20 protein-coding genes and 1 pseudogene are annotated in these 22208 nt (G+C 60.5%); 19 read left to right on the top strand and 2 right to left on the bottom strand.

Going from position 1 to position 22208, the window contains the following annotated elements; genetic code table 11:
• Positions 1-95: 95 nt before the first annotated feature.
• Genes QZ571_RS01380 through QZ571_RS01370 form a run of 3 tightly spaced genes read left to right on the top strand, consistent with a single transcriptional unit; the run spans position 96 to position 3105 of the window.
• Positions 96-1121, top strand: coding sequence for a LacI family DNA-binding transcriptional regulator (locus QZ571_RS01380; RefSeq protein WP_295530556.1), 1026 nt, complete (start codon positions 96-98; stop codon positions 1119-1121).
• Between the two features lie 47 nt (positions 1122-1168).
• Positions 1169-2011, top strand: a complete 843-nt coding sequence (locus tag QZ571_RS01375) for an SDR family NAD(P)-dependent oxidoreductase (RefSeq protein WP_295530553.1) — start codon at positions 1169-1171, stop codon at positions 2009-2011.
• 8 nt (positions 2012-2019) lie between these two features.
• Positions 2020-3105: a tartrate dehydrogenase gene (locus tag QZ571_RS01370; protein WP_295530550.1), complete on the top strand. Its 1086-nt coding sequence runs from the start codon at positions 2020-2022 to the stop codon at positions 3103-3105.
• 256 nt (positions 3106-3361) lie between these two features.
• Here QZ571_RS01370 and QZ571_RS01365 read toward each other — a convergent pair whose 3' ends face one another.
• Positions 3362-4144 (bottom strand): helix-turn-helix transcriptional regulator, encoded by a 783-nt coding sequence (locus QZ571_RS01365; RefSeq protein ID WP_295530548.1) that lies wholly within the window; start codon positions 4142-4144, stop codon positions 3362-3364.
• Positions 4145-4254: 110 nt separating this feature from the next.
• Between QZ571_RS01365 and QZ571_RS01360 the strand changes: the two genes are divergently transcribed.
• From QZ571_RS01360 to QZ571_RS01290, 15 genes and pseudogenes are all read left to right on the top strand, one after another.
• A complete protein-coding gene (locus tag QZ571_RS01360; RefSeq protein WP_295530545.1) occupies positions 4255-5616 on the top strand; it encodes a glutamine synthetase in 1362 nt (453 codons plus the stop codon).
• A 51-nt stretch (positions 5617-5667) separates the two neighbouring features.
• Positions 5668-6801, top strand: coding sequence for an extracellular solute-binding protein (locus QZ571_RS01355; RefSeq protein ID WP_295530542.1), 1134 nt, complete (start codon positions 5668-5670; stop codon positions 6799-6801).
• A 64-nt stretch (positions 6802-6865) separates the two neighbouring features.
• Entirely contained in the window at positions 6866-7954 is a 1089-nt protein-coding gene (locus tag QZ571_RS01350) for an ABC transporter ATP-binding protein (protein ID WP_295530539.1), read from the top strand.
• A 3-nt stretch (positions 7955-7957) separates the two neighbouring features.
• Positions 7958-8830, top strand: a complete 873-nt coding sequence (locus QZ571_RS01345) for an ABC transporter permease (RefSeq protein WP_295530536.1) — start codon at positions 7958-7960, stop codon at positions 8828-8830.
• Positions 8823-9656: an ABC transporter permease gene (locus tag QZ571_RS01340; protein ID WP_295530532.1), complete on the top strand. Its 834-nt coding sequence runs from the start codon at positions 8823-8825 to the stop codon at positions 9654-9656. Before QZ571_RS01345 ends, QZ571_RS01340 begins: the two co-directional genes overlap by 8 nt.
• A gap of 22 nt (positions 9657-9678) precedes the next feature.
• Positions 9679-10854 (top strand): iron-containing alcohol dehydrogenase, encoded by a 1176-nt coding sequence (locus QZ571_RS01335; RefSeq protein WP_295530529.1) that lies wholly within the window; start codon positions 9679-9681, stop codon positions 10852-10854.
• Between the two features lie 56 nt (positions 10855-10910).
• Positions 10911-11681, top strand: coding sequence for a carbon-nitrogen hydrolase family protein (locus QZ571_RS01330; protein WP_295530526.1), 771 nt, complete (start codon positions 10911-10913; stop codon positions 11679-11681).
• 40 nt (positions 11682-11721) lie between these two features.
• Positions 11722-11883, top strand: a pseudogene (locus QZ571_RS01325) (IS5/IS1182 family transposase); the annotation flags it as partial.
• Between the two features lie 336 nt (positions 11884-12219).
• A complete protein-coding gene (locus tag QZ571_RS01320) occupies positions 12220-13323 on the top strand; it encodes a transporter substrate-binding protein (RefSeq protein ID WP_295530522.1) in 1104 nt (367 codons plus the stop codon).
• Positions 13320-13928, top strand: coding sequence for an ANTAR domain-containing protein (locus QZ571_RS01315; protein ID WP_295530519.1), 609 nt, complete (start codon positions 13320-13322; stop codon positions 13926-13928). The genes QZ571_RS01320 and QZ571_RS01315 overlap by 4 nt, the downstream gene beginning before the upstream one ends.
• Entirely contained in the window at positions 13906-14793 is an 888-nt protein-coding gene (locus tag QZ571_RS01310) for an ABC transporter permease (protein WP_295530516.1), read from the top strand. The genes QZ571_RS01315 and QZ571_RS01310 overlap by 23 nt, the downstream gene beginning before the upstream one ends.
• Entirely contained in the window at positions 14793-15713 is a 921-nt protein-coding gene (locus QZ571_RS01305) for an ABC transporter permease (protein WP_038132514.1), read from the top strand. Before QZ571_RS01310 ends, QZ571_RS01305 begins: the two co-directional genes overlap by 1 nt.
• A gap of 74 nt (positions 15714-15787) precedes the next feature.
• A complete protein-coding gene (locus QZ571_RS01300) occupies positions 15788-17413 on the top strand; it encodes an ABC transporter substrate-binding protein (protein ID WP_366929933.1) in 1626 nt (541 codons plus the stop codon).
• Between the two features lie 6 nt (positions 17414-17419).
• A complete protein-coding gene (locus QZ571_RS01295; RefSeq protein WP_295530507.1) occupies positions 17420-18379 on the top strand; it encodes an acetamidase/formamidase family protein in 960 nt (319 codons plus the stop codon).
• Positions 18376-20175 (top strand): ABC transporter ATP-binding protein, encoded by a 1800-nt coding sequence (locus tag QZ571_RS01290; protein WP_295530503.1) that lies wholly within the window; start codon positions 18376-18378, stop codon positions 20173-20175. Before QZ571_RS01295 ends, QZ571_RS01290 begins: the two co-directional genes overlap by 4 nt.
• Positions 20176-20366: 191 nt before the next feature.
• On the opposite strand, the gene QZ571_RS01285 is transcribed toward QZ571_RS01290, so the two are convergent.
• Entirely contained in the window at positions 20367-20987 is a 621-nt protein-coding gene (locus QZ571_RS01285; RefSeq protein WP_295530500.1) for a TetR/AcrR family transcriptional regulator, read from the bottom strand.
• Positions 20988-21109: 122 nt separating this feature from the next.
• Between QZ571_RS01285 and QZ571_RS01280 the strand changes: the two genes are divergently transcribed.
• Positions 21110-22171, top strand: coding sequence for an ABC transporter substrate-binding protein (locus tag QZ571_RS01280; protein WP_295530497.1), 1062 nt, complete (start codon positions 21110-21112; stop codon positions 22169-22171).
• Positions 22172-22208: the final 37 nt, after the last annotated feature.

Below are 22208 nucleotides of genomic sequence, written 5' to 3'. Positions count from 1 at the left end.
TTCGGGTCGGACTTAGAGAGTCTAGGCAAACACGTCCGCAAGATGCATTGCTTGTCATCAACGGGCTTGTCCGAACCGAGCTGGAGGAAAGCGTCATGGGAACCAAGCAGCGATTGCCCGACCGCAAAAGCAAGATCACGGTGCGCGAGGTCGCGCGCCGTGCCAATGTCAGCGAGTCGACGGTATCGCGCATCATGCGCAACAAGGGGCTGGTCGCCGAGGCCACCCGCGAGAAGGTGATGGAGACAGTCCGCGCGATGGGCTACGTGCCCAACCGCATCGCTGGCTCGCTTGCTTCGCTCGACTCGTTCCTGATCGGCGTGGTGATCCCGTCGCTCTCCAATATAGTCTTTCCTGAGGTGTTGCAGGGCGTCCATGCCGGGCTCGAAGGAAGCGATCTGCAACCCGTGATCTCGACCACCGACTACGACATCGACCGCGAGGAGGTCGTGGTGCGCGGCATTCTCGCGTGGAAACCCGCCGCGATCCTGCTGGCGGGGTTCGAACATACCGAAGCCACCCGAAAGATGCTCGATCAAAGTGCGATCCGCGTCGTCGAGATGATGGATATTGACAGCACCCCGATCGATATCGCCGTCGGCATGTCCCATCACCGCGCGGGTCATGCGATTGGACGCCACCTGATCGCGCGCGGCTATCGCCATTTCGGCTATGTCGGTCATGACTGGACTGCCGATCGCCGCGCCCGGCTGCGGTATGATGGGCTTTGCGAAGCGCTTGCCGAATCTGGCCTGTCAATTGAATCCAAGGCAATGACCGATGGCGCCAGTTCGGTCGCAGAGGGCCGGGCGCAGACCGCACGGCTGCGCGCCCAAGCGCCGCAAATCGATGTAGCGGTCTATTCCAACGACGACATGGCGGTGGGCGGCGTGTTCCATTGTCTATCCGAGGGCATTCGATTGCCCGACGAGTTCGCCGTTTTCGGCTTCAACGGGCTCGATATCGGCAAGGAGCTTCCGCAACCTCTTTCGACCGTGCGCTCGAACCGCTATCTGATCGGCAAGAAGTCGATCGAGGAGGTTCTGGCCTCGCCCGAACGTCCGCCAAATCCCACAATTATCGACACCGATTTTGAGGTGTTCGCCGGCGCAACCGCCTGAATGCGGCCCGCCGGTTCACCCGGATATCGATCAGAAAGGAGCTTCCCATGCATTCCGCTCTCGCCAATGGCAATGTCGCAGTCGTCACAGGTGGTGCTTCGGGCATTGGCCTTGCCGCCGCCAGCCACCTTGCGGGGCTTGGGTTGCGCGTCTGCATCGCCGATCTGCCGGGGCCTGCACTTGATGCGGCGCCAAGCGTCTTGATCGCACAGGGCGCCGCCGAGGCGGATGTGATGGCTCTGGCCACCGATGTATCGGACCGTGCACAACTCACCGCGCTGGCCGATGCGGTCGAGGCACGCTTTGGCTCGGTCAATGTGCTGATGAATAATGCCGGGATGCAGCCGGGCAGCTCGATCTTCGACGCCGAGGGCAACTGGGACCGCATCCTAGAGGTCAATATGGGTGGGATCATCCGTGGCAGCCAGATCTTTGCGCCGCGCATGATCGCCTCGGGCGCGCCGGGGCTGATCATCAATACCGGCTCGAAGCAAGGCATCACCACACCGCCGGGCGACCCGGCCTATAATGTCTCGAAGGCCGGGGTAAAGGCCTTCACCGAGGCCCTGCAGCATGAATTGCGCAACCGCGAGGGGGCCCGCGTCGAGGCGCGGCTGTTCATTCCGGGGTTCGTCTACACGCCGCTTACCGCGAATGGTCGCACCGAGAAACCCGACGACGCCTGGACGCCCGAACAGGTCGTGGCATTTCTCTTCGAGTCGGTCGAGCGTGGGGATTTCTACATCCTGTGCCCCGACAACGATGTTGATCGTGCCACCGATGTGAAGCGCATTCTCTGGGCCGCCGGTGACATCACAGAGAACCGCCCGCCGCTCTCGCGCTGGCATCCCGATTACGGGGATGCCTTCAAGGCTTGGCTGAAGAAATGAGCGCCGCGATGACGCGTGTGCACCGCATTGCGGCCATTCCCGGCGACGGGATCGGCCCCGAGGTGATTGAGGCCGCGCTGGATGTGCTTGACCATCTTGGCCGACAGAGCAACGCATTTCGCCTCGAGGTGGAGCGCTTCGACTGGGGGTCCAAGCGCTATCTGCGGGAAGGGGCGCTGATGCCCGAGAACGGAGTCGCGGCCCTGCGCGCCTTCGATGCGATCCTGTTTGGCGCGGTTGGTGCCCCCGATGTGCCCGATCACGTAACGCTCTGGGGCTTGCGCCTCGCGATTTGCCAGGGGCTTGATCAGTATGCCAACCTGCGCCCCACCCGGATTTTGCCGGGGCTGTCGAGCCCGCTTTCGGGCGTCGGCCCGGGCGATCTTGACTGGCTGATCGTGCGCGAGAACTCCGAGGGAGAATATGCCGGGCAGGGCGGGCGCAGCCATCGCGGCCAGCCCCATGAGGTCGCGACCGAGACCGCCATCTTTACCCGCGCGGGTGTCGAGCGGATCATGCGCGTGGCCTTCTCGCAGGCCCGCGCGCGCCCGCGCAAGCACCTGACGGTGGTGACGAAATCCAACGCGCAACGCTACGGACTCGTGCTGTGGGATGAGATTGCCGCCGAGGTCGCGACCGAGTTTCCCGATGTGACATGGGACCGGATGCTGGTCGATGCGATGACCGTGCGTATGACACTCGATCCCGGCTCGCTCGACACGATTGTCGCGACGAACCTGCATGCAGACATCCTCTCGGATCTTGCTGCGGCGCTTGCAGGCTCTATCGGGATTGCGCCAACGGCCAATCTCAACCCAGAGCGCGCCGCGCCCTCGATGTTCGAGCCGATCCACGGCTCGGCCTTTGACATCACGGGCAAGGGTGTCGCGAATCCGATCGGGACATTCTGGAGCGCGGCGATGATGCTGGGCTATCTTGGTGAGACAGAGGCCGAGGCGCGCTTGATGCGCGCGATCGAGGTGGTCACCAGCGATCCCGAAAGCCGCCCGCGTGACCTTGGCGGGGCGTGCAGCACCGCGCAGGTGACGGCGCGGCTTTGCCAGGCGCTTGACGCGGAAGGGCCGACAGGCTGACGATCCATAACGTCCGGATCTGTCGGCCTGTATCCCGCCGGACGCGCCAATAGATAGGGGGACGTCCGATGAGGGGGCCGGGATGCAGCCTGTTGAGACGACGCTGTAGTCATACCCCATGGTCTTGCCACTTGTCGTCTTGACCTTCGACCCAGCAAAGTCGAAGGCAGTGACCTGATAGGGTCAGGTGTCGCAAGTAATACGGTCCTTCCAAGAACCGCCGACGCGATATTCTGATAGCTTGGCTGTTAGACGATCAAGATGGTTCCAGCGCGCTTAGAAATAGCGAAAAGAGCTGGGCTTGGGACGATATCGACAGTTTGCGATACGCGTTCTTGCGATGGACCTTCACCGTCTCGTCGCTGATCGAAAGATGCGCGCCAATCGCTGCGGTTGAATAGCCGCGCAGCACCATGGCGATCACCTCGGTTTCGCGCGGGGTCAGCACGCCACCGGCGATCCGATCCAGCAGAATTTGCAAGGGTGGAAGGGCAGGGGCTAGCGGATTGGCAAGCGCGCCGCGCGCCGCCGCGCCCCCCCAATGGGCGCGCATCAATGCTTCAATCACCGGGCCCACCACGGCCAGCCGTTCGCGCTCGCGCGCGCTGAACACCGGCTGCCCACGTTCGCGCGCAAAGCTGATCACCGCCACCCGGCGCGGGCCGATCTCGGCAAAGATACCGATTTCGTCACGAATACCCGTGCGACTGTAATGCTTGGCGTAATATTCCGACTGAAAGAATTTGTCCGGCGCCATCTGTCGCAACCCGACCATCCCCGAGCAGCGGCCCGCCTCGGTCTGGGCATAAAACGGGTCCAGCAAATAGGGACCCGTGCAGTAATCCCATATGACGATCTGCGCCGTCTCGGGCGGCAAGTTGTGATACAGAGATTGCGGGGTCGCATTGCCTTCATAGGCAAAGATCATGCAGATTTTATAGCCAAACAGCGCCTCTGTCGCCCGATCGAGCGCGCATGCGAAACCCTCCGTTCCTACGGCGGTAATCGCTTCGGCCAAGCGCTCGTTCCAGTCTGACATCGTTTTGGGTCTCGCTTCGTTGCGGGGCCAAGCCTTTGGGGAATGCTCTACCCCTCGGGGGGTATTGGTGGGGGCGCGCAATTCCCTAAGCTGAACTGTATCAGGAAAAAATGGAATGCGCCCGAATGCAAGCCGATAGCCCAAATGACAGCGATATGCACGAAATGCTCGACCGGATCGGCGCTCAGCATGTTCATATCGGGATTTTCGATCAGGACGGGATGTTCCGCGTCAAACGGGTGGCGCGCGCCAAGGCCGAAAAGCTGGCGCAAGGCGGCTACCCGTTTTGCGACGTGCTTTATAAATGGGACAGTGCCGAGGAAACCTATGGCGGGGGCGATTATATCGATGTCCCCGCGCAAATTTTCCCCGATACGGTCCGGGCTTGGCCTTTTGAGGGCGATCAGGCGATCTGCATTGCCGATTTCGCGATGCCCTTCGGAGAACACTCAGCGCGCAACCAGCTGATCGGGCAGATCAAGAAGGCCAAGGATATGGGGTTCTCGGTCCATTCGGCGTTTGAATTTGAGTTCAACCTGCTGGACGAAACCGCCGCGAGCCTGCGCGAGGGCGGCTTTGCCGCACCGAAACATTACGCGCTGGGCAACAGGACTTATTCGCTTGAAACGCTGGCCAATGAACATGCGCTTTTGACGGGTCTCGAGGCGATGATGGATCGGCTGGGGATTGGGATGGATGCGCTGCATACCGAGCTGGGTCCGGGCTGTTTTGAGGTGCCGCTGACCCATGCGCAGGGGGTTAAGGCGGCTGATGATGCCGCGCTGTTCAAGAACTTTGCCAAAACCTATTTCCGGCGCAACGGGCTGACCGCCTGTTTTATGTCGAAGCTGAATGAAAACCTGTCGGGGCAGTCCGGCCACCTGCATGTCTCGCTGCGCAACTTGGCCGATAACAGCCCCGCTTTTGTCGATCTGAACGATACTGACGGGCTAAGCCGCACTGCGCGCCATTTCATTGGCGGGTTGGTCACCTTGATGCCAGAGATGCTCGCGATGTGCAGCCAGACGGTGAATGCTTACCGTCGGATGGTGCCGGGAATGTGGGCGCCGATCTCGGCCTCTTGGGGTATCCAGAATCGCACGGTCGCAGCCCGGGTGATGAATGACAGTCCCGATGCAACGCGGGTGGAATTTCGCGTCCCCTCTGCAGATACCAACCCGCATGTTGCCCTGGCGATGTGCTTGGGGGCCGGCCTTTGGGGGATCGAGAACGAAATCGAGCCGGGGGCGCCCATATGCGGGGATCAATACCTTGCCACGCCCGCGCCCGAGACCCGCTTCCCCACCGATCTCGGCATGGCCGCCGATTGGCTGAATGAGAGCAAGGTCGCCCGGGCGATCTTTGGGGATGTCTTTATCGACAGCTTCGTGCGCGCGCGCCGACACGAGTATGCTGCTTTTGCGCGCCATGTAAGCGCTTGGGAGCGTGAACGATATCTAGAAGTCGTCTGAAATAGAAAAACGATAACAGGCGCTTATCAATCCAACCGGGAGTAAAGAAAGATGAAGAAAACCAAGGGAATACCGATGTTCTCTCCGAACCGCCGCACCTTCCTGCAAGGGATGGGCGCGGCTGGTCTGGCGGGGGCTGGCCTTGTGCCGGGGCGGGCCGAGGCCGCGACCTCGATGAAATTCATGTGCTGGGAGGGCTATGACAGCCCGGCAATCATCAAACCCTTCGAGAAAGCCAATGATGTTTCGGTCTCGATCGACCTGATCACCGACAGCCCCGGCGGGTTTGCCAAGCTGGCAGCAGGTGCATGGCGCGATTTCGACGTGGTGGCGACGGACAGCCCCTGGGTGCAGCGGATGGGACCGGCTGGGATCGCTGAATTCCTTGATGATGGCGAATTTGCCGATGTTTACGAGGACTTCTATCCGCAGTTCCGCGCGCCCTTCGCGCCGCTTGAATTCGAGGGCAAGACGACCGGTCTTCCCACCCGCTGGGGCTGGGTCGGACCGACGGTTAACACCAAGTTCGACAAGCTGGAAACGTGGCGCAGCTACGCGCCTTGCTTTGATCCGGCCTATCGGGACAAGATCTGCGTGCTTGATTGGGGCGACTGGCCGATCATGCCGATGGCGCTGTATGCCGGGATCGACCCCTACAAAGAACTGGATGACAAGGAGCTGAACGAGATCCGCCTCGTGTTGCGCGCGCTCTTCAAGAATACCCGCGCGGTCGTGGGCGATCTTTCGGTCGCGCAGAAGGGGCTTATGGATGGATCGTTCCGCACGCTGATCGGGGGCGGCACCTACTGCACCTCGGCGCTGCGCAAGGATGGGCAGAAAGACATCATGTCGATCGTCCCCGAGCCGAAGGACGGTCTCAATCAGGGCATCATCTGGATGGAAGCGGGCGGCGTGGTCAAGGACCCGGTCGATGGCGCCAAAGCCAATGCATTGCTGCGCACGCTGACCTCGCCGGAGGTGGCGGTCGAGCTGGCCTGGACCGAAGCGACCTGCAACCTCGTTCCCTCGCAAAAGGCCGAAGCGCTGTTCACAGACGAGCAGAAGGACGTCTTGCAAATGGATTACATGTGGGAGGCCTGGGATAAGTCTCACTTCCATAATGTCGCGCCCAATATGGACCAGATGCTTGAAATCTGGTCGCAGGAATTGGCTGCTGCGAATTGATCCTATGCGTTGCAGGGGCGGCGCGTGCCGCCCTTGCTCCCTTATCTGAGACAGGAAACACGCCTTGGCTTCTCCCATCATCCAAGCCACCGGAATCGAAAAATATTACGGCACCTATCGCGCCCTGAGCAACATCACGCTGAGCGTGGCCAATGGCGAGTTCCTCGCGCTGGTCGGGCCCTCGGGCTGCGGCAAGACCTCGCTGCTCAAGATCCTTGCCGGGTTCGAGGATTTGTCCGGCGGCAGTCTGATCATCGACGGGCAGGACATGGCGGGCATGCCGGCCTCGGCGCGCCCGACACGCATGGTGTTTCAAAAGCTGGCCTTGTTCCCGCACAAGACCGTCGCGCAGAATATCGGCTTTCCGCTGCATCTGGCCAAGCGCCCCAAGTCTGAGATCGACACTGCTGTGCGTCGGATGCTTGAGCTGATGCATCTGAAGGAAAGCTATCTCAACCGCTACCCGCATGAGCTGTCGGGCGGCGAGCAACAGCGTGTGGCACTGGCGCGCTCGATGATCTCGCAACCGCCCGTGCTGCTGCTTGATGAGCCGATGAGCGCGCTCGATGCCAAGCTCAAGAAATCGCTGCAGGCAGAGTTGAAACACTTGCATCGCCATGTCGGCACCAGTTTTGTCCATGTCACCCATGATCTGGAAGAAGCAATGATGCTGGCCGACCGGATCTGCGTGATGCGCGCGGGCAAGATCGTGCAGATCGGAGAGCCGTCCGAGATTTACTACCGACCGGCGGATGCCTTTGTCGCCGGGTTCATCGGCGACACGAACCTTCTGCCCGCCAAAATTACGCGCGCGGGCGAGGGGTTTGAGTTCTCATGCGACATCTTGCAGTGCAGCGCGCCGCGACTTGGCGCCGATCAGGTTGCCGCGGGGGTTGCTGCCGGGGCAGATGCGCTGCTGATGATCCGCCCCGAGATGCTGCGGCTTCTGGCGCCGGGTGAAAGCGCCGATTGCACCCTTGCGGGCACGGTGAGCGAGTATTTCATCCGTGGTGCCTCAATCCAGTATCGCATCACAGTCGCTGACACCGAGATCGTGATGGATGTTCCGGGCACCTCCGTTCTACCCGCCAAGCAGGGCGACGCGGTGCAGCTTGGTCTCTCGCTGAGCGATCTGTTCGCTGTGGAGGCCTGAGCCATGGCCGAGATGCAGAAATCGTGGCGCGACGGAGCTTTGCGGCTCTCGACCTTGCCCTTGCTGGTGCTTATGGGCCTGTTCTTCGTGATCCCGCTGATCATGACGGCACTCCTCAGCTTTCAGGGTACGCAGTATTACCGGCTTGTCTGGACTTGGGATCTGAACGTCTGGACCGATGTGTTCAGCCAGATCCACTATTGGAAGATCATGTGGCGCACCTTGACGATGGCGCTGGTTTGCACGCTGCTCTGCACAGTGCTGGCAATCCCGATTGCCTATGGGATGCTGCATCGCCTGTCGCGTTGGTCCGATCAGATCACGCTGCTTATGGTCTTTGCATTCCTGACCGATGCGGTGTTGAAAACCTTTGGCTGGGTGCTGTTTCTGGATCGCTCCGGCGTGCTTAACGGCACGCTTGAGTCGATCGGGTTTCCTCCGGCTGCGGTGAATGTGCTGTTTTCGCCAAATGCGACGATGATCGGCATGGTGTACAACCTGTTGCCCTACACCATCTTCACCACGGCGCTGTCGATGGCGCGAATTGACCGCGATCTGGTTCTGGCGGCGCGCGATGCCGGTGCGACGCGGCTGCGGGCCTTTGTCGAAGTGACCTTGCCGCTGGCCAAACCCGGCATCTGGGCGGGCGCGGTGCTGGTGTTCGTGCTTAGCCTTGGCGTGTTTCTGGAACCCAAGGTGATGGGTGGGGGCACGTCGCCGCTTGCGGCCGAACTGATCCGTCAAAGCTTTGAGACGCGGGTGAACTGGCCTCTCGGTGCGGCGCTGACGCTTGTTCTGATCGTGATCGGGGCCGCGGTTCTGGCTGTGGCCGGGGCTCTGGCTTTCTGGCAGGCACGGAGGGGCTCCAATGACTGATCAGATGGAAAAACGTCTTGCGGATTTCGTCCTGTATGGCTCGGTGATCGCGGTGCTGATCTTCTTCTATATCCCGATCGCGACACTGATCCTGTTCTCCTTCACCCAAAGCCGGTTCCTGTCCTGGCCGATTTCCGAGTTCTCGACGCGCTGGTATGGCGCGTTGCTGGCGGATCGGGATTTCTGGTCGTCGCTGGGCAATTCCGCTTTGTTGGCGGTGCTTGCGACCGTGTTCGCTACACTTCTCGGGATTGGCGGAGCCTTTGCTTGGAGCCGCTACAAGTTTCGGTTTCAGTGGGGCTTCCGCATTCTGACCTTCGCGCCGCTCCTGTTCCCGCAATTGCTGCTTGGGGTTGTGATGCTGCTGTGGTTTTCCGTGCTGGCGGGGTGGCTGAACCTGTCGCCGGGGCTTTGGTCGGCGGTGATCGGCCATGTGATTTACATCACGCCGTTCTGCATCGTCATTATCTCGGTTCAAATGCAGGGCTATGACGACACGCTTGATTACGCCGCCGAGGATGCGGGGGCGACGCGCTGGCAGATATTGCGCGAGATTACCTTGCCGCTGATCTGGCCCGGAATCTTCTCGGCCGCGATCTTTGCCTTCCTGCTGTCTTGGGGGAATTTCTACATCACTTACAGCCTGTCAGGATCGACACGCACGCTGCCCACTTTCGTGTTCTCGGGCATCGCTGTGGGATCGTCGCCGATCTATCCGGCGCTGGCCACGTTGACCTTTCTGCCAGCCTTGGTGCTGATCTTTGCCGTCGGCAGTCTGCGCAAACGCGCCGCCCGCCGTCGCCTGATCAAGATCGCTGAGGGCTGACCCATCCAACGGAGTTTGTCCGATGACTGCACATGATTTTACGACGCTGCAAACCCGCTGGAGTTTCCCGACGCTGGTCTGGTTCGGGGCAGGGCGGCTGGCCGATCTGCCCGCCGGGCTGGCCGAGATCGGGGCGCGCGCGCCGCTGATCATCAGTGATCGCGGGCTTGCGGCCTCGGACATCGTCGCGCAGGCGAAGGCGGCGTTTGAAAGTGTCGGCATTGCGCCCGGCCTGTTTTGCGATGTGCAACCCAACCCGAGCGTTGAAAACGTCATGTCCGGTCTCACGGCCTTGCGCGCAGGGGGGCATGATTGCGTGATCGCGCTGGGCGGCGGCTCGGCGATGGATGCGGCTAAGGCGGTCGCGATGATGGCCGGGCAGGATCGCCCATTGCTGGATTTCGAGGATGTCGGCGACAATTTCCGCCGCGTCCAAACCGAAGGGATGGTGCCGGTGATCGCCATTCCGACCACAGCCGGGACCGGTTCTGAATTCGGGCGCTCCTCGGTGATCACCGACGCGGACAGCCATCGCAAGGTCATCATTTTCCACCCCGAGATGCTTCCCGAGCTGGTGATCCTCGACCCGCAGGTGACGGTCGGTCTGCCGCCTCGTTTGACGGCCGCGACGGGAATGGATGCGCTCTCGCACGCGCTTGAAGCGCTCTGTGCGCCGGGCTGGCATCCGATGGCAGATGGTCTGGCGCTGACGGCGCTAAAGATGATCGACGAGTCCTTGGCGACGGCCTATTCGCAGCCGGGTAACCTTGGCGCGCGTGCCAACATGCTGGCCGCCTCGGCCATGGCTTGCACCGCTTTGCAAAAAGGGCTGGGGGCAGTTCACGCGCTGGCACACCCGTTGGGCGCGCGCCATGGTGCCCATCACGGGATGCTCAACGCCGTGCTGATGGCGCATGTGCTGCGCTTCAATCTCTCGGCGGTGGGCGCGCAGATGGCGACGCTGGCACATGAATTGCGGCTGGTAGGCGATGATCCCGGCGCGGCTGTGCTGGACTGGCTAGAGACGTTGCGGGCGCGTATCGACATGCCTTCGACGCTTAGCGGCATGGGTGTTGACGTAGCCGAGTCCGATATTGCGGCGCTGGTGGCCGATGCCTTGCGTGACCCGTGCGCGGGCGGAAACCCCGTTCCCTTGACGGCGGCTGGGGTTGAGCAGATTCTGCGCGCCGCACTTTGAGCCAGCTTGATCCGGTCCGCGCGGGGCAAGCAAATCAGCGCCAACAGGAGAACGCCATGAAACTCGCCCTCGTTCAGCCGCAGCCGCTTTCTTCTGACACAGCGCAGATTCTGTCGGTCATAGAGGTTTGGGTCAAAGGGCTGGCCTCGCTAGGCGCCGATCTTGTGGTGCTGCCCGAACTGATCCTGCCCGGCTATAATCGCCCCGAGGCCCATCACGCAGAGGCCCAGCCATTAGACGGAGTCTGGTGCCGCGCCATGGGAGAGATTGCGCGTCAGACGGGGTGTGCGATCTGTTATGGCTGGGCCGAACGGCTGGGGGATCAGGTTTTCAATGTGGCGTCGGTGCTGGACAAGACCGGCGCGCGGATCGCGCATTACCGCAAGATCCAGCTGTTCGGGGCTATGGAAAAGGCGAGTTTCGCCTTTGGCACCCAAGCGCCGCCCGTCTTTGAGCTGAACGGCACACGGATGGGACTGCTGATCTGCTACGATATTGAGTTTCCCGAACACGCGCGGGCGCTCGCGCGAGCGGGATGCGAGCTGATCCTCGTGCCCACGGCGAACCCGGTGGGCTACGATCATGTGCCCGATCTGCTGGTGCGTGCACGCGCGAATGAGAACGCCGTGACGGTGGTCTATGCAAATTATTCAGGGCCCGATGGCGAAATCAGTTTCGGAGGGAGGTCAATTATTGCCGGGCCAGATGGGCAGCCGTTGGCGCAGGGCGGCACAGGGCCCACAATGCTCGTTGCAGACATCCCGCACCGGGCTGAGTATCCGCCAGAGGTGATGTCGGTCCAGTTCAAAGATCTGCGCCAGTACTAGGATAAATATCTTTACCTGATGGCATGCCGCCAGCTGCGTGCGTGACGCTATTTCGATCAATCTAATCCGCAAAAATGGGCGGGCGTGGAAGGACGATTGCCCGGTTGCACGGGGTCGAATCGAAGCCTTGCGTGCCACCCGGCACTACGGCTGGGCGGTCTGGACGTGCAGGACAGGACCCCACGCTCGAAGTCGCACCGAAACGAACCCTTTCATGGTTTGCCATCTAGAGCGAGAGTTGTGGGAGTGTATTTCTCGTCATGGCAGAGTTCTGCGCCGCTCGGTAAGTTAGCATCTGATGCAAAGATAACCATACCAGCTTAAAAATTATGCAATGGCACTGTTTTCTCTCATGCAGGGTCACCTTGCATACAGGTTTGTGATTTTGCCCCTTGTTTTGAAACGTAGCGAAATGGCACGCTAAAGACACATCGGAAAGGTCCGAACGGCATTTGCGCCTCGCTTTGACTCCGCTTTTCAGCGGTCGGTCAGCGGGGCGTTTTGCATTTTTGGGGTTTCGACAAGTCGAAGGAACGTCATGAAAGAACGCATTGAACTGGGTTTGCTTTACTCGCGGTCGGGAAGCTATTCGCTGATCTCCGAGGCTTGCCGCAGCGGCGTATTGGGCGCGATTGCCAAGATCAACGCCGATCCCGACATGCCGCTTAGTTTCGTTGCTGTCGAGCGCGACCCGCAGGGCAATGCCGATGCTTACGGCCCGCTTTGCGAGGAAATTTTGAACCAAAGTTCGGCGCGTCATGTGATCGGCTGCGTTACCTCATGGAGTCGCAAAGAGGTCATCCCGACGCTCGAACGCGCGGGCGGCACGCTGTGGTACACCATTCCTTACGAAGGGTTCGAGGCCTCCGATCACGTGGTTTACACCCATGCCTGCCCGAACCAGCATCTGTTGCCGCTGCTGGGCTGGGCCTTTGCGCGGCTGGGGCGGCGGGGCTACCTGATGGGGTCGAATTACATCTGGGGCTGGGAGATGAACCGCCTCGCCCGCGAGGTTATTTCGGGTGCGGGTGGCGAGGTGCTGGGCGAGCGTTACCTGCCGCTTGGCGCGCTGGAAATCGAGCGCCTGATTGCCGAGATCCGCGCCACACGTCCCGATTTCGTGCTCAATAACCTGATTGGTCCGTCGCAATATGCGTTCCTTGAGGCCTATCACCGTCTGGGTCAGGAGGATGCGCATTTCCGCCCCGAGACGTGCCCGATCCTGTCGTGCAACCTGACCGAATGCGAATTGCCCGCGATCCATCCCGATGCTGCCGAAGGGCTGGTGGCGGCGGGGCCTTATTTTCGCGGTGTGCAGGGCTGGCCCGATGGCGGACAGAATTTCGGCTCCTCGCATGAGGCGGCGGCCTATTCTGCGGTGCATCGACTGGCGCGCTTGCTGTCGGGGCATGCAGGGGCGGCGCGGGAAAGCCTGTCGCAGCTTCTGGCCCATGCGCCCGGTGGCAGCGAAGGGATCGATTTGGCCACCCATCACACGCAGCTTCCTGTGCTGATCGCGCAGGTCGAAAATGGCGCATTCGTCCCGCGTGAACGCTTTGCGCCGGTGGCGGGCGATCCCTACCTCGCACATGGGCGCGAGGCGATCTTGCAGGGGGCTTCCAGCTTACGGGTGGTGTCATGACAAGGCGCATTCGCATTCCCGTTCTGGGCGGTGCGCGCGTCTATGTGCTGCACCGTCCTCATCCCACGCTGCAAGCGCTGGATCGGCAATTGCGCGCAATCGGGTTGGATGTGGTTCAGTGCTGGCCCGAACTGCCCGCCGAAGCGCTGTCGGGGGATTTCGTCTTTTTTGATGCCGATCAAGGCTATGACGCGCAATTTCCTTGGCCTACCGGGCAAAGCCCAATGCCGATGATTGCGCTGATCGGCTCAGAAGCGCCCGGACGCATCGAGTGGTCGCTTGAGACGGGCGCGCATGCGCAACTGCTCAAACCTGTGGGCGATGGTGGGGCCTATTCGGCGCTCCTGATTGCCCGCATCGCCTTTGAGGCGCGCCAGTCCTTATCCGCCGAGATCGCCGATCTGCGCCGCCGCCTTGATGAGCGCCAAACCGTCGTGCGCGCGGTCACGCTGCTTGCCGCGCGCGGCAAATCCGAGTCCGAAGCCTATGACCAGTTGCGCCAGATGGCGATGGCGTGGCGGGTGAGTTTTGAAGATGGCGCGCGCCGCGTTGTTGCCAGCCACGATGCGCAAGGAGGTGCAAATGACCGATCTGACCTTGGCTAAGGGTGCGACTGGCCCGCAAAGCGCTTGGCGTCGTTTGCTGGGACGCAAGCTGGCCCTGTTGGGGTTGGCGTTGATTGCGGTCGTTGTCGGCGGAGCGATTTTTGCGCCCTGGATTGCGCCCTATCAGCCACAAGAGCAAATGTTTGACGGGCTCACGCTGGAAGGCGCGCCGATGCCGCCGGGGGCACAGTTTTGGCTGGGCACCGATTTGTTGGGGCGCGATCTGTTCTCGCGCATCCTGTATGGCGCGCGCACCTCACTGATTATCGGGGTGGTCGCCAATGGGCTGTCGCTGATTATCGGCACCTTGATTGGCGTCACGGCGGGATATTTCCGCGGTTGGATTGGCGCGGTGCTGATGCGCTTCACCGATCTGATGATGGCGTTTCCCGCGCTATTGCTGGCAATTTGTCTTGCGGCGATTTTCACGCCTTCTCTGTGGATCGTGGCGATGGTGATCGCGCTGGTGAACTGGGTGCAGACGGCACGTGTGGTCTATACTGAAACCTCGGCGCTGGCCGAGCGCGAATTCGTCGCGGCTGAAAAGACGCTGGGCGCGGGAACGGCGCGCATCCTGTTTCGCCATATCCTGCCCCATCTCGTGCCGATGATCATCGTTTGGGGCACGCTGGGGATTTCGACCACGGTGCTGCTGGAGGCCACGCTTAGCTACCTTGGCGTCGGCGTGCAGCCCCCAACGCCAAGCTGGGGCAACATCATCTTCGAAAACCAGACCTATTTTCAGGCCGCACCTTGGCTCGTGTTTATTCCGGGCGCTGCGATCTTGTTGCTGGCGCTGGCCTTCAACCTTGTGGGCGATGCGCTGCGTGATGTGCTCGACCCGACGCAAAGGGGGCGTTCGTAATGCTGGCCTATCTTGCCCGCCGCCTGATCCAGGCTGCGCTGATCCTACTGGGTGTGTCCTTCATCACCTTCTTCCTGCTCTACGTGCTGCCCGCCGACCCGGTGCGTCAGATTGCGGGACGGTCCGCCACCGCGCAGACGGTCGAGAATATCCGCCATCAATTGGGGCTCGATCAGCCGTTTGTGGTGCAATACTGGCGCTATCTGGTCGGATTGGTGCAGGGCGACATGGGGCGCAGCTACCTGCAAAAAACGGATGTCGCTACGCTGATCATGGCGCGCTTGCCTGCTACACTACTGTTGATGCTGGGCGCTATCGTGGCCGAGTTGGTGATCGGTTTGACACTGGGCATTATCGCCGCAATCCGGCGTGGCGGCGCGTTGGATCAGACGCTGATGATCACCTCTTTCGTAGCGGTGTCTGCGCCGCAATTCGTGGTTGGTCTGCTGCTGCTTTATGTCTTTGCGGTCAAGCTAAGCTGGTTCCCAATCGGCGGCTATGGCAGCTTTTCCAACCTTGTGCTGCCCGCACTGACGCTGGGGATCATGGGGTCGGGTTGGTATAGCCGGATGATGCGATCAAGCATGATCGACGTGCTGCGCTCAGACTATATTCGTACCGCACGCGCCAAGGGGCTGCGCCGGTCGCGCGTGCTGGTGTTGCACGCCATGCCCAACGCCATTTTGCCCATTATCGCGATGATCGGCATTGATATCGGCATTTTCATGTCGGGCATCGTCGTCGTCGAAAGCGTCTTTGGCTGGCCGGGCATCGGCCAGCTCGCGTGGCAGGCGATCCAGCGCGTGGATATCCCGATCATCATGGGCGTCACGCTGGTCTCGGCCTGCGCCATCGTGCTGGGAAACCTGATTGCCGACATGATCACCCCCTTCATCGACCCGCGCATCAAGCTGCGCTGATCGCAACCAGACCCCCGGCAAAACGGGGCAAGACTGCAAGAAACGTTCAACAGACGGAGAGAAAAATGAGCCTGATGAAAACCATGCTGACGACAAGCGCGCTGGCGGTGTCGCTGTCATTCGCCGGTGCCGCGCTGGCGCAAGATTACCAGCCCGACCCCAATGCCAAGCCCGGCGGCAATATCATCGTCACCTACAAGGATGACGTGGCCACGCTTGATCCCGCGATCGGCTATGACTGGCAGAACTGGTCGATGATCAAATCGCTGTTTGACGGGCTGATGGATTACGTCCCCGGCACGACCGAGCTGCGCCCGGGGCTGGCCGAAAGCTATGACGTCTCTGATGACGGGATGACCTTTACCTTTCACCTGCGTCCCGGCGTGAAATTCCACAATGGGCGCGAGATGACCGCCGAGGATGTGAAATACTCGCTTGATCGCGTCACCAACCCGGCCACGCAATCGCCCGGCGCGGGCTTCTTTGGCTCGATCATGGGCTATGACGCGATGGCGGATGGTTCCGCCAGCGAACTTAGCGGTGTCGAGGTGGTGGATCCTGCGACCGTCAAGATCACGCTCAGCCGTCCCGATGCGACCTTCCTGCATGTGATGGCTCTGAATTTCGCCTCGATCGTGCCGAAAGAAGCAGTCGAGAAATGGGGCGCCGATTTCGGCAAACACCCCGTTGGCACCGGCGCCTACAAGCTGGCGGATTGGACCATCGGGCAGCAGTTGGTCTTTGCCAAGAACACCGATTACTGGCGCGCGGGCGTGCCCTATCTCGACCAGATCACCTTTGAAGTCGGTCAAGAGCCCATCGTGGCGCTGCTGCGCTTGCAAAAAGGCGAGGTGGACGTGCCCGGCGATGGCATTCCGCCTGCGAAATTCGAAGAGGTCATGAACAACCCCGCCGAAAAAGCCCGCGTGGTCGAGGGCGGTCAGCTGCAGACCGGTTATATCACGCTCAATGTCAAAATGCCGCCCTTTGACAATCTCAAGGTGCGCGAAGCGGTCAATATGGCGATCAACAAGAAGCGCATCACGCAGATGATCAACGGGCGCGCGATTCCGGCCAATCAGCCGCTGCCGCCCTCGATGCCCGGCTATATCAAAGACTACAAAGGCTATTCCTTTGACGATGCCGCCGCCAAAAAACTGCTGGCCGAGGCCGGGTTTGCCGATGGGTTCACGACCGAGCTTTACGTCATGAACACCGATCCCAATCCGCGCATCGCGCAGGCGATCCAGCAGGATCTGAAGGCGATTGGTATTACCGCCGAGATCAAATCGCTAGCTCAGGCCAATGTGATCGAGGCGGGTGGCGCGGGCAAAGCACCGATGATCTGGTCGGGCGGCATGGCGTGGATTGCCGACTTCCCCGATCCCTCGAACTTCTATGGCCCGATCCTGGGCTGTGCGGGCGCGGGCGAGGGCGGCTGGAACTGGTCGAAATTCTGCGACCCCGAGATCGACGCCGAGGCCACAAAGGCCGACAGCTTTACCGATCCCGCCGATCCCAAGCGTCTTGCGATGTGGTCGGATGTCTATGCCAAGGTGATGGAGCAAGCCCCATGGGTGCCGGTCTTTAACGAGCAGCGCTACACCATGAAATCTGAACGGATGGGCGGGGCAGACAACCTCTACGTCGATCCGGTCTCGATTCCGGTCAACTATGACTATGTTTATGTGACGAAGTGAGAGAACATGTGCAAAGCCTGTGACTACACGATCCATGGCGCACAACACCATTTCGGCTGGGACAATTCGCTTGTCCCGGCCGAGACGGTAGCCCCGGGATCGACCATCGAATTTTACTGCCATGATAGTTCAGCCGGTCAGCTTGGCCCGTCCTCGACCGTGGCCGATGTTGCAACGCTGGATTTCGGCAAGATCAACCCGGTCTCCGGGCCGATCTATGTTGACGGCGCTATGCCCGGTGATGTGCTAAAAGTAACGATCGACAGCTTCACCCCGCGGGAGGCCGAGGGGTCCGCTTGGGGCTGGACGGCCAATATTCCCGGCTTCGGGCTGTTGGCCGATCAGTTCACCGACCCTGCGCTGACGATCTGGAAATATGATGCCGTATCGCCTGATAAGGCGCTGTGGGGACGCGAGGGCAAGGTGCCGCTCAAGCCGTTTTGCGGCACGATCGGGGTCGCCCCTGCCGAGGCCGGGCTGCATTCCATCGTGCCGCCCCGGCGCGTAGGGGGCAATCTTGATATCCGTGATCTGGCGGCGGGCACCACGCTTTATCTGCCCGTCGAGGTCGAGGGCGCGCTGTTTTCGGTCGGTGATACCCATGCCGCGCAGGGCGATGGAGAGGTCTGCGGCACCGCGATTGAAAGCCCGATGAACACCGTGCTCAGCTTTGATGTAATCAAGAACGAGCCGCTGAAATTCCCGCGCTTCACCACGCCGGGCCCGGTTACGCGTCATCTTGACAGCGCGGGCTATGAGGTCACGACGGGCATTGGCCCCGACCTGATGTCGGCGGCGCGCGACGCGGTGGCGGGTATGGTCGATCTGCTCTGTGCGCAGCGCGGCATGGCCCCGGTTGATGCCTATATGCTGGTCTCGACCTGTGGCGATCTGCGGATCTCCGAGATCGTCGATATGCCCAACTGGGTTGTCAGCTTCTATTTCCCGAGATGTGTCTTCGAATGAACCAGAACCCTACAGTTCAGTCTGGGGCCGTGCCGGCCCCAGATGTCGCCCCGACCGTTCTCGAGGTTGCGGGGCTGACGATTTCCGTGCGCGCCGAGGGCGTCGAGCGGGCCTTGGTCAGTGATCTGAGTTTCACCCTTGCGCGCGGCGAGACCATCGCCATTGCGGGTGAAAGCGGCTCTGGCAAGTCTTTGACATCGCTCGCGATCATGGGGCTGTTGCCGCCACCTGCGCTGCGCGTCAGTGCCGGGGCGATCACGCTTAATGGCACCGATCTGACGGCGCTGCCCGAGACCAAGATGCGTGCCATTCGCGGCGATCGCATCGCGATGATTTTTCAAGAGCCGATGACCTCGCTCAACCCTGTGCTGAGCATAGGGCTACAACTGACCGAGGCTATTCGCGCCCACGAGCCGATCTCCAAGAGCGAGGCTGAGGCACGTGCGCTTGAGGCGCTCAAAGCGGTGCGCATTTCCGAGCCGGAACGCAGGATGACGCAATATCCGCATGAATTGTCTGGCGGAATGCGTCAGCGGGTGATGATTGCAATGGCGCTGGCCTTGCGCCCCGATGTGCTGATTGCGGATGAACCCACAACCGCGCTTGATGTAACGGTGCAGCGCGAGGTGTTAGACCTTTTGCGCGATCTGCAACGCGAAATGGGCACCGCGATTATCCTGATCACCCATGATATGGGCGTGGTGGCCGAGATGGCCGAGCGGGTGATTGTGATGCAGCAGGGCCGCGCTGTTGAACAGGGCGCGGTGAATGATATTTTCGCCACCCCGCGCGCCCAGTATACCCGCGATCTTTTGGCTGCCGTGCCGCGCATGGGCGATGGTAGCGGGGCCAGTTTAGGCGATGCGCAAACGGACATCGTGGCCAGCCTGCGCGATGTGCAGGTGCGCTTTGACATTCGCGGCGGGATCTTGTCGCGGGTCACGCACCGGGTGCATGCGGTCGAAAATGTCAGCTTTGATCTCCGCGCGGGCCAAACGTTTTCGCTTGTCGGCGAGTCAGGCTGTGGGAAATCCACCATTGCCAAAGCGCTTGTCGGGCTGGTGCCGCATCAGGGCCGCATCGAGGTGGCGGGCCATACGCTTGGTGGGCTAAACGGCAAGGATATGAAAGCGTTACGGCGCGACGTCCAAATCGTTTTTCAAGACCCGATGGCCGCGCTGGACCCACGTATGCGGGTGGGCGATCTGGTGGCAGAGCCGCTGGTTATTCACGCGATCGACACACCCGAGCAACGCCGTAATCGCGTGGCGGAACTGTTCGAACGCGTCGGACTGGCACCCGATCACCTTGATCGCTACCCCCACGAGTTTTCCGGCGGCCAGCGCCAGCGCATCTGCATCGCGCGCGCCCTTGCGCTGCAACCCAAGTTGATCATCGCCGATGAAAGCGTCTCGGCGCTGGATGTGTCAGTGCAGGCGCGGGTGCTTGATCTCCTTGATGCGCTCAAGAGTGAATTTGGCATCGCCTATCTGTTTATCAGCCACGATATGGCGGTGGTCGAGAATATCTCGGACCGGGTAGCGGTCATGTATATGGGCCAGATCGTCGAAATGGGCACACGGGCGCAGATTTTTGGTGATCCGCGCCATCCCTATACCAAGCGCCTTATGGCGGCAGTTCCGGTGCCCGATCCGACCTATTCCCGCCCGCCCGTTGCGCGTCTTGCCTCAGAAATCCCAAGTCCGATTTACAAGTTGGGTGCCAGTCCCGCGCGGATGGCGTTGCGCAATGTCGGTGACGGGCATCTGGTCGCTGATGCGTTTGTCACTGGCTAAGTAAGCGTTCGGGTTTAATGACGGCTCTTTGAATCTGCTGATTTGGTGGGGCGCATTATGTTGGCGCGGCTTGGCCAAAACGGGGTGTGCCCCGCCATATGCCCAATAGCGTCAATCGTGACTGTAGAAGTCCGTCCACTTTCTGCACGGGTCTTCGCGTTTCAGACGCGAAGGCCTTAAAAATCTGGCTCCTAGCGAGGTAGCAAGGCGTTCAGATCGTTGCGCAAATCCCGCAATGCCTGATCCTGATGCTTACTGTCGGAGGCGATAAACTCGATGAAGCGAGCGTTTTGCAGGTTGAATAGCGCCCAACCGAGATGGATCGAATTGGTGTCGTCATCAAGCCTCCCTGCCGCTTTCATATTCTCAATCTCGCGGATCAAAACCGAGGCCAGACGGTGGTCAAGCTCACGGTAAAGCTTGCTGAAACGTGGTTCGGTTCCGCTGATGGACGCCGAAATTACCTGTCGCCAAACAGGTTTATCGAGATGCGTCAGCGTGTGGTCGCAGATGAGCGTAAAGAACCGCAGCACAAGATTAACCAGATCGGGCGGTGGGGCCGCCAGATTTCGATCAAGCGTTTCAAGAAGCTCGCGGTCACTTTCGGCGACCAGTGCAAGGAGCACGCCTGATTTCGTGCCATAGTAATTATGCACCGTGACGCTTGAGACACCGGCAATCTCGGCAATCGCTTCGATAGTGATATTGTCGAGCCCAGCCTCAACGAAAAGGCTTTTGGCCGCGGCGATGATGCGCGCGCGTCTGCCCTCTTTTTGCCGCTCTCGCAGGCTCAATGTTTGTGATCGTTCCATAGGCGTATTTTCGAGATGTGCGGCGGGAAATGCAACCTAAATTTTAGTGATGTAAAATTTTTAGTAGACTAAAAAATTTTGTTGCGTATATTTTTTCGAGTAACCGCATCTGGGAGCTGATCATGCGTAAACTCACCTTCGCCCTGTCGATCGCCAGCGCCATGTTGGGCAGCGCTGCTGCTGCGCAGGCAAACGAAACCATCAATGTCGGAATCTGCGTATCTTGGCCGGGCTATGCCATGATGGACGTAGCCAAGCAGAAAAACCTGATTTCCGGCTATGACCTGAACATCGTGAACTTCGAGGATCCGCTGGGTGGGCATGCTGCGCTCGCGGCGGGGCAGATCGACGTCTATGGCTGCACGGCGGATTATATCCCCGTTGCCGTCGATGCGGGCCTGAATGAAGTCAACGTCGCCTATCTCAACCCGTCTTACGGTGTTGATCACGTGGTTCTTGCCGCCGGGATGACGCCAGAGACGCTTAAGGGAAAGAAGGTCGCCGCACCGCAAGCATATATTGGTCAATTGCTGATGGGGTTGTGGCTGGACCGCGTGGGCATCGCGCCGGGCGATGTGGATTGGGTGAACCTGAACGCGGATGAGGCCGTGGGGCCGATGCTCTCGGGTGACCTTGCTGCGGCCTATATGTATGAGCCGTGGATCTCGAAGGTGATCGAGGCCGCACCTGGCACCAAGTCAATCGTCGACACCACGGATCCGGAAATGCTCAAGACCGGCATTTTCATGGATTCGCTTTTCATGAACAAAGACTTCATCGCCAAGAACCGTCCCGCGGCATTGGCCGTGCTGAAGGCCGAGTGGGATGCCCGCGCCTACTGGCACGCAAATGTCGAAGAGACCAACCAGATGATCGCCGAATATCTGCAATGGCCGGCTGCCGATGTGGCCTCGGTGATTGGCACCAATGGCAAAAGCCTTTCGGGCGGCATCTATATGTTTGATTTCGATGAATCGGCGCGCACCTGTGGTGTTCTTGATGGGGCGCCGCCCTTTGGATTGCCCAATGGCTCAATGGCCGGATCGGTGGCACTGACCAACGAATGGTGGATCAAGCTTGGCCTTATGAAGAACACGATCGACCCGGCTGCCGGCATTGATTGTTCCTTGATGGGCGACTTGGTCAAATCCGGCTATCGCCAGTCCTTCCAAGCGACTGAGTAACCCTTTGTCAGTTACCTCCCCTCGACTTCGGTCGAGG

Origin of the sequence: uncultured Thioclava sp. (genome assembly GCF_913064665.1) — a bacterium.
Lineage (GTDB): Bacteria > Pseudomonadota > Alphaproteobacteria > Rhodobacterales > Rhodobacteraceae > Thioclava > Thioclava arctica.
The sequence above is the reverse complement of the archived record's forward strand: the minus strand, read 5'-3'. Positions and strand labels throughout refer to the sequence as shown.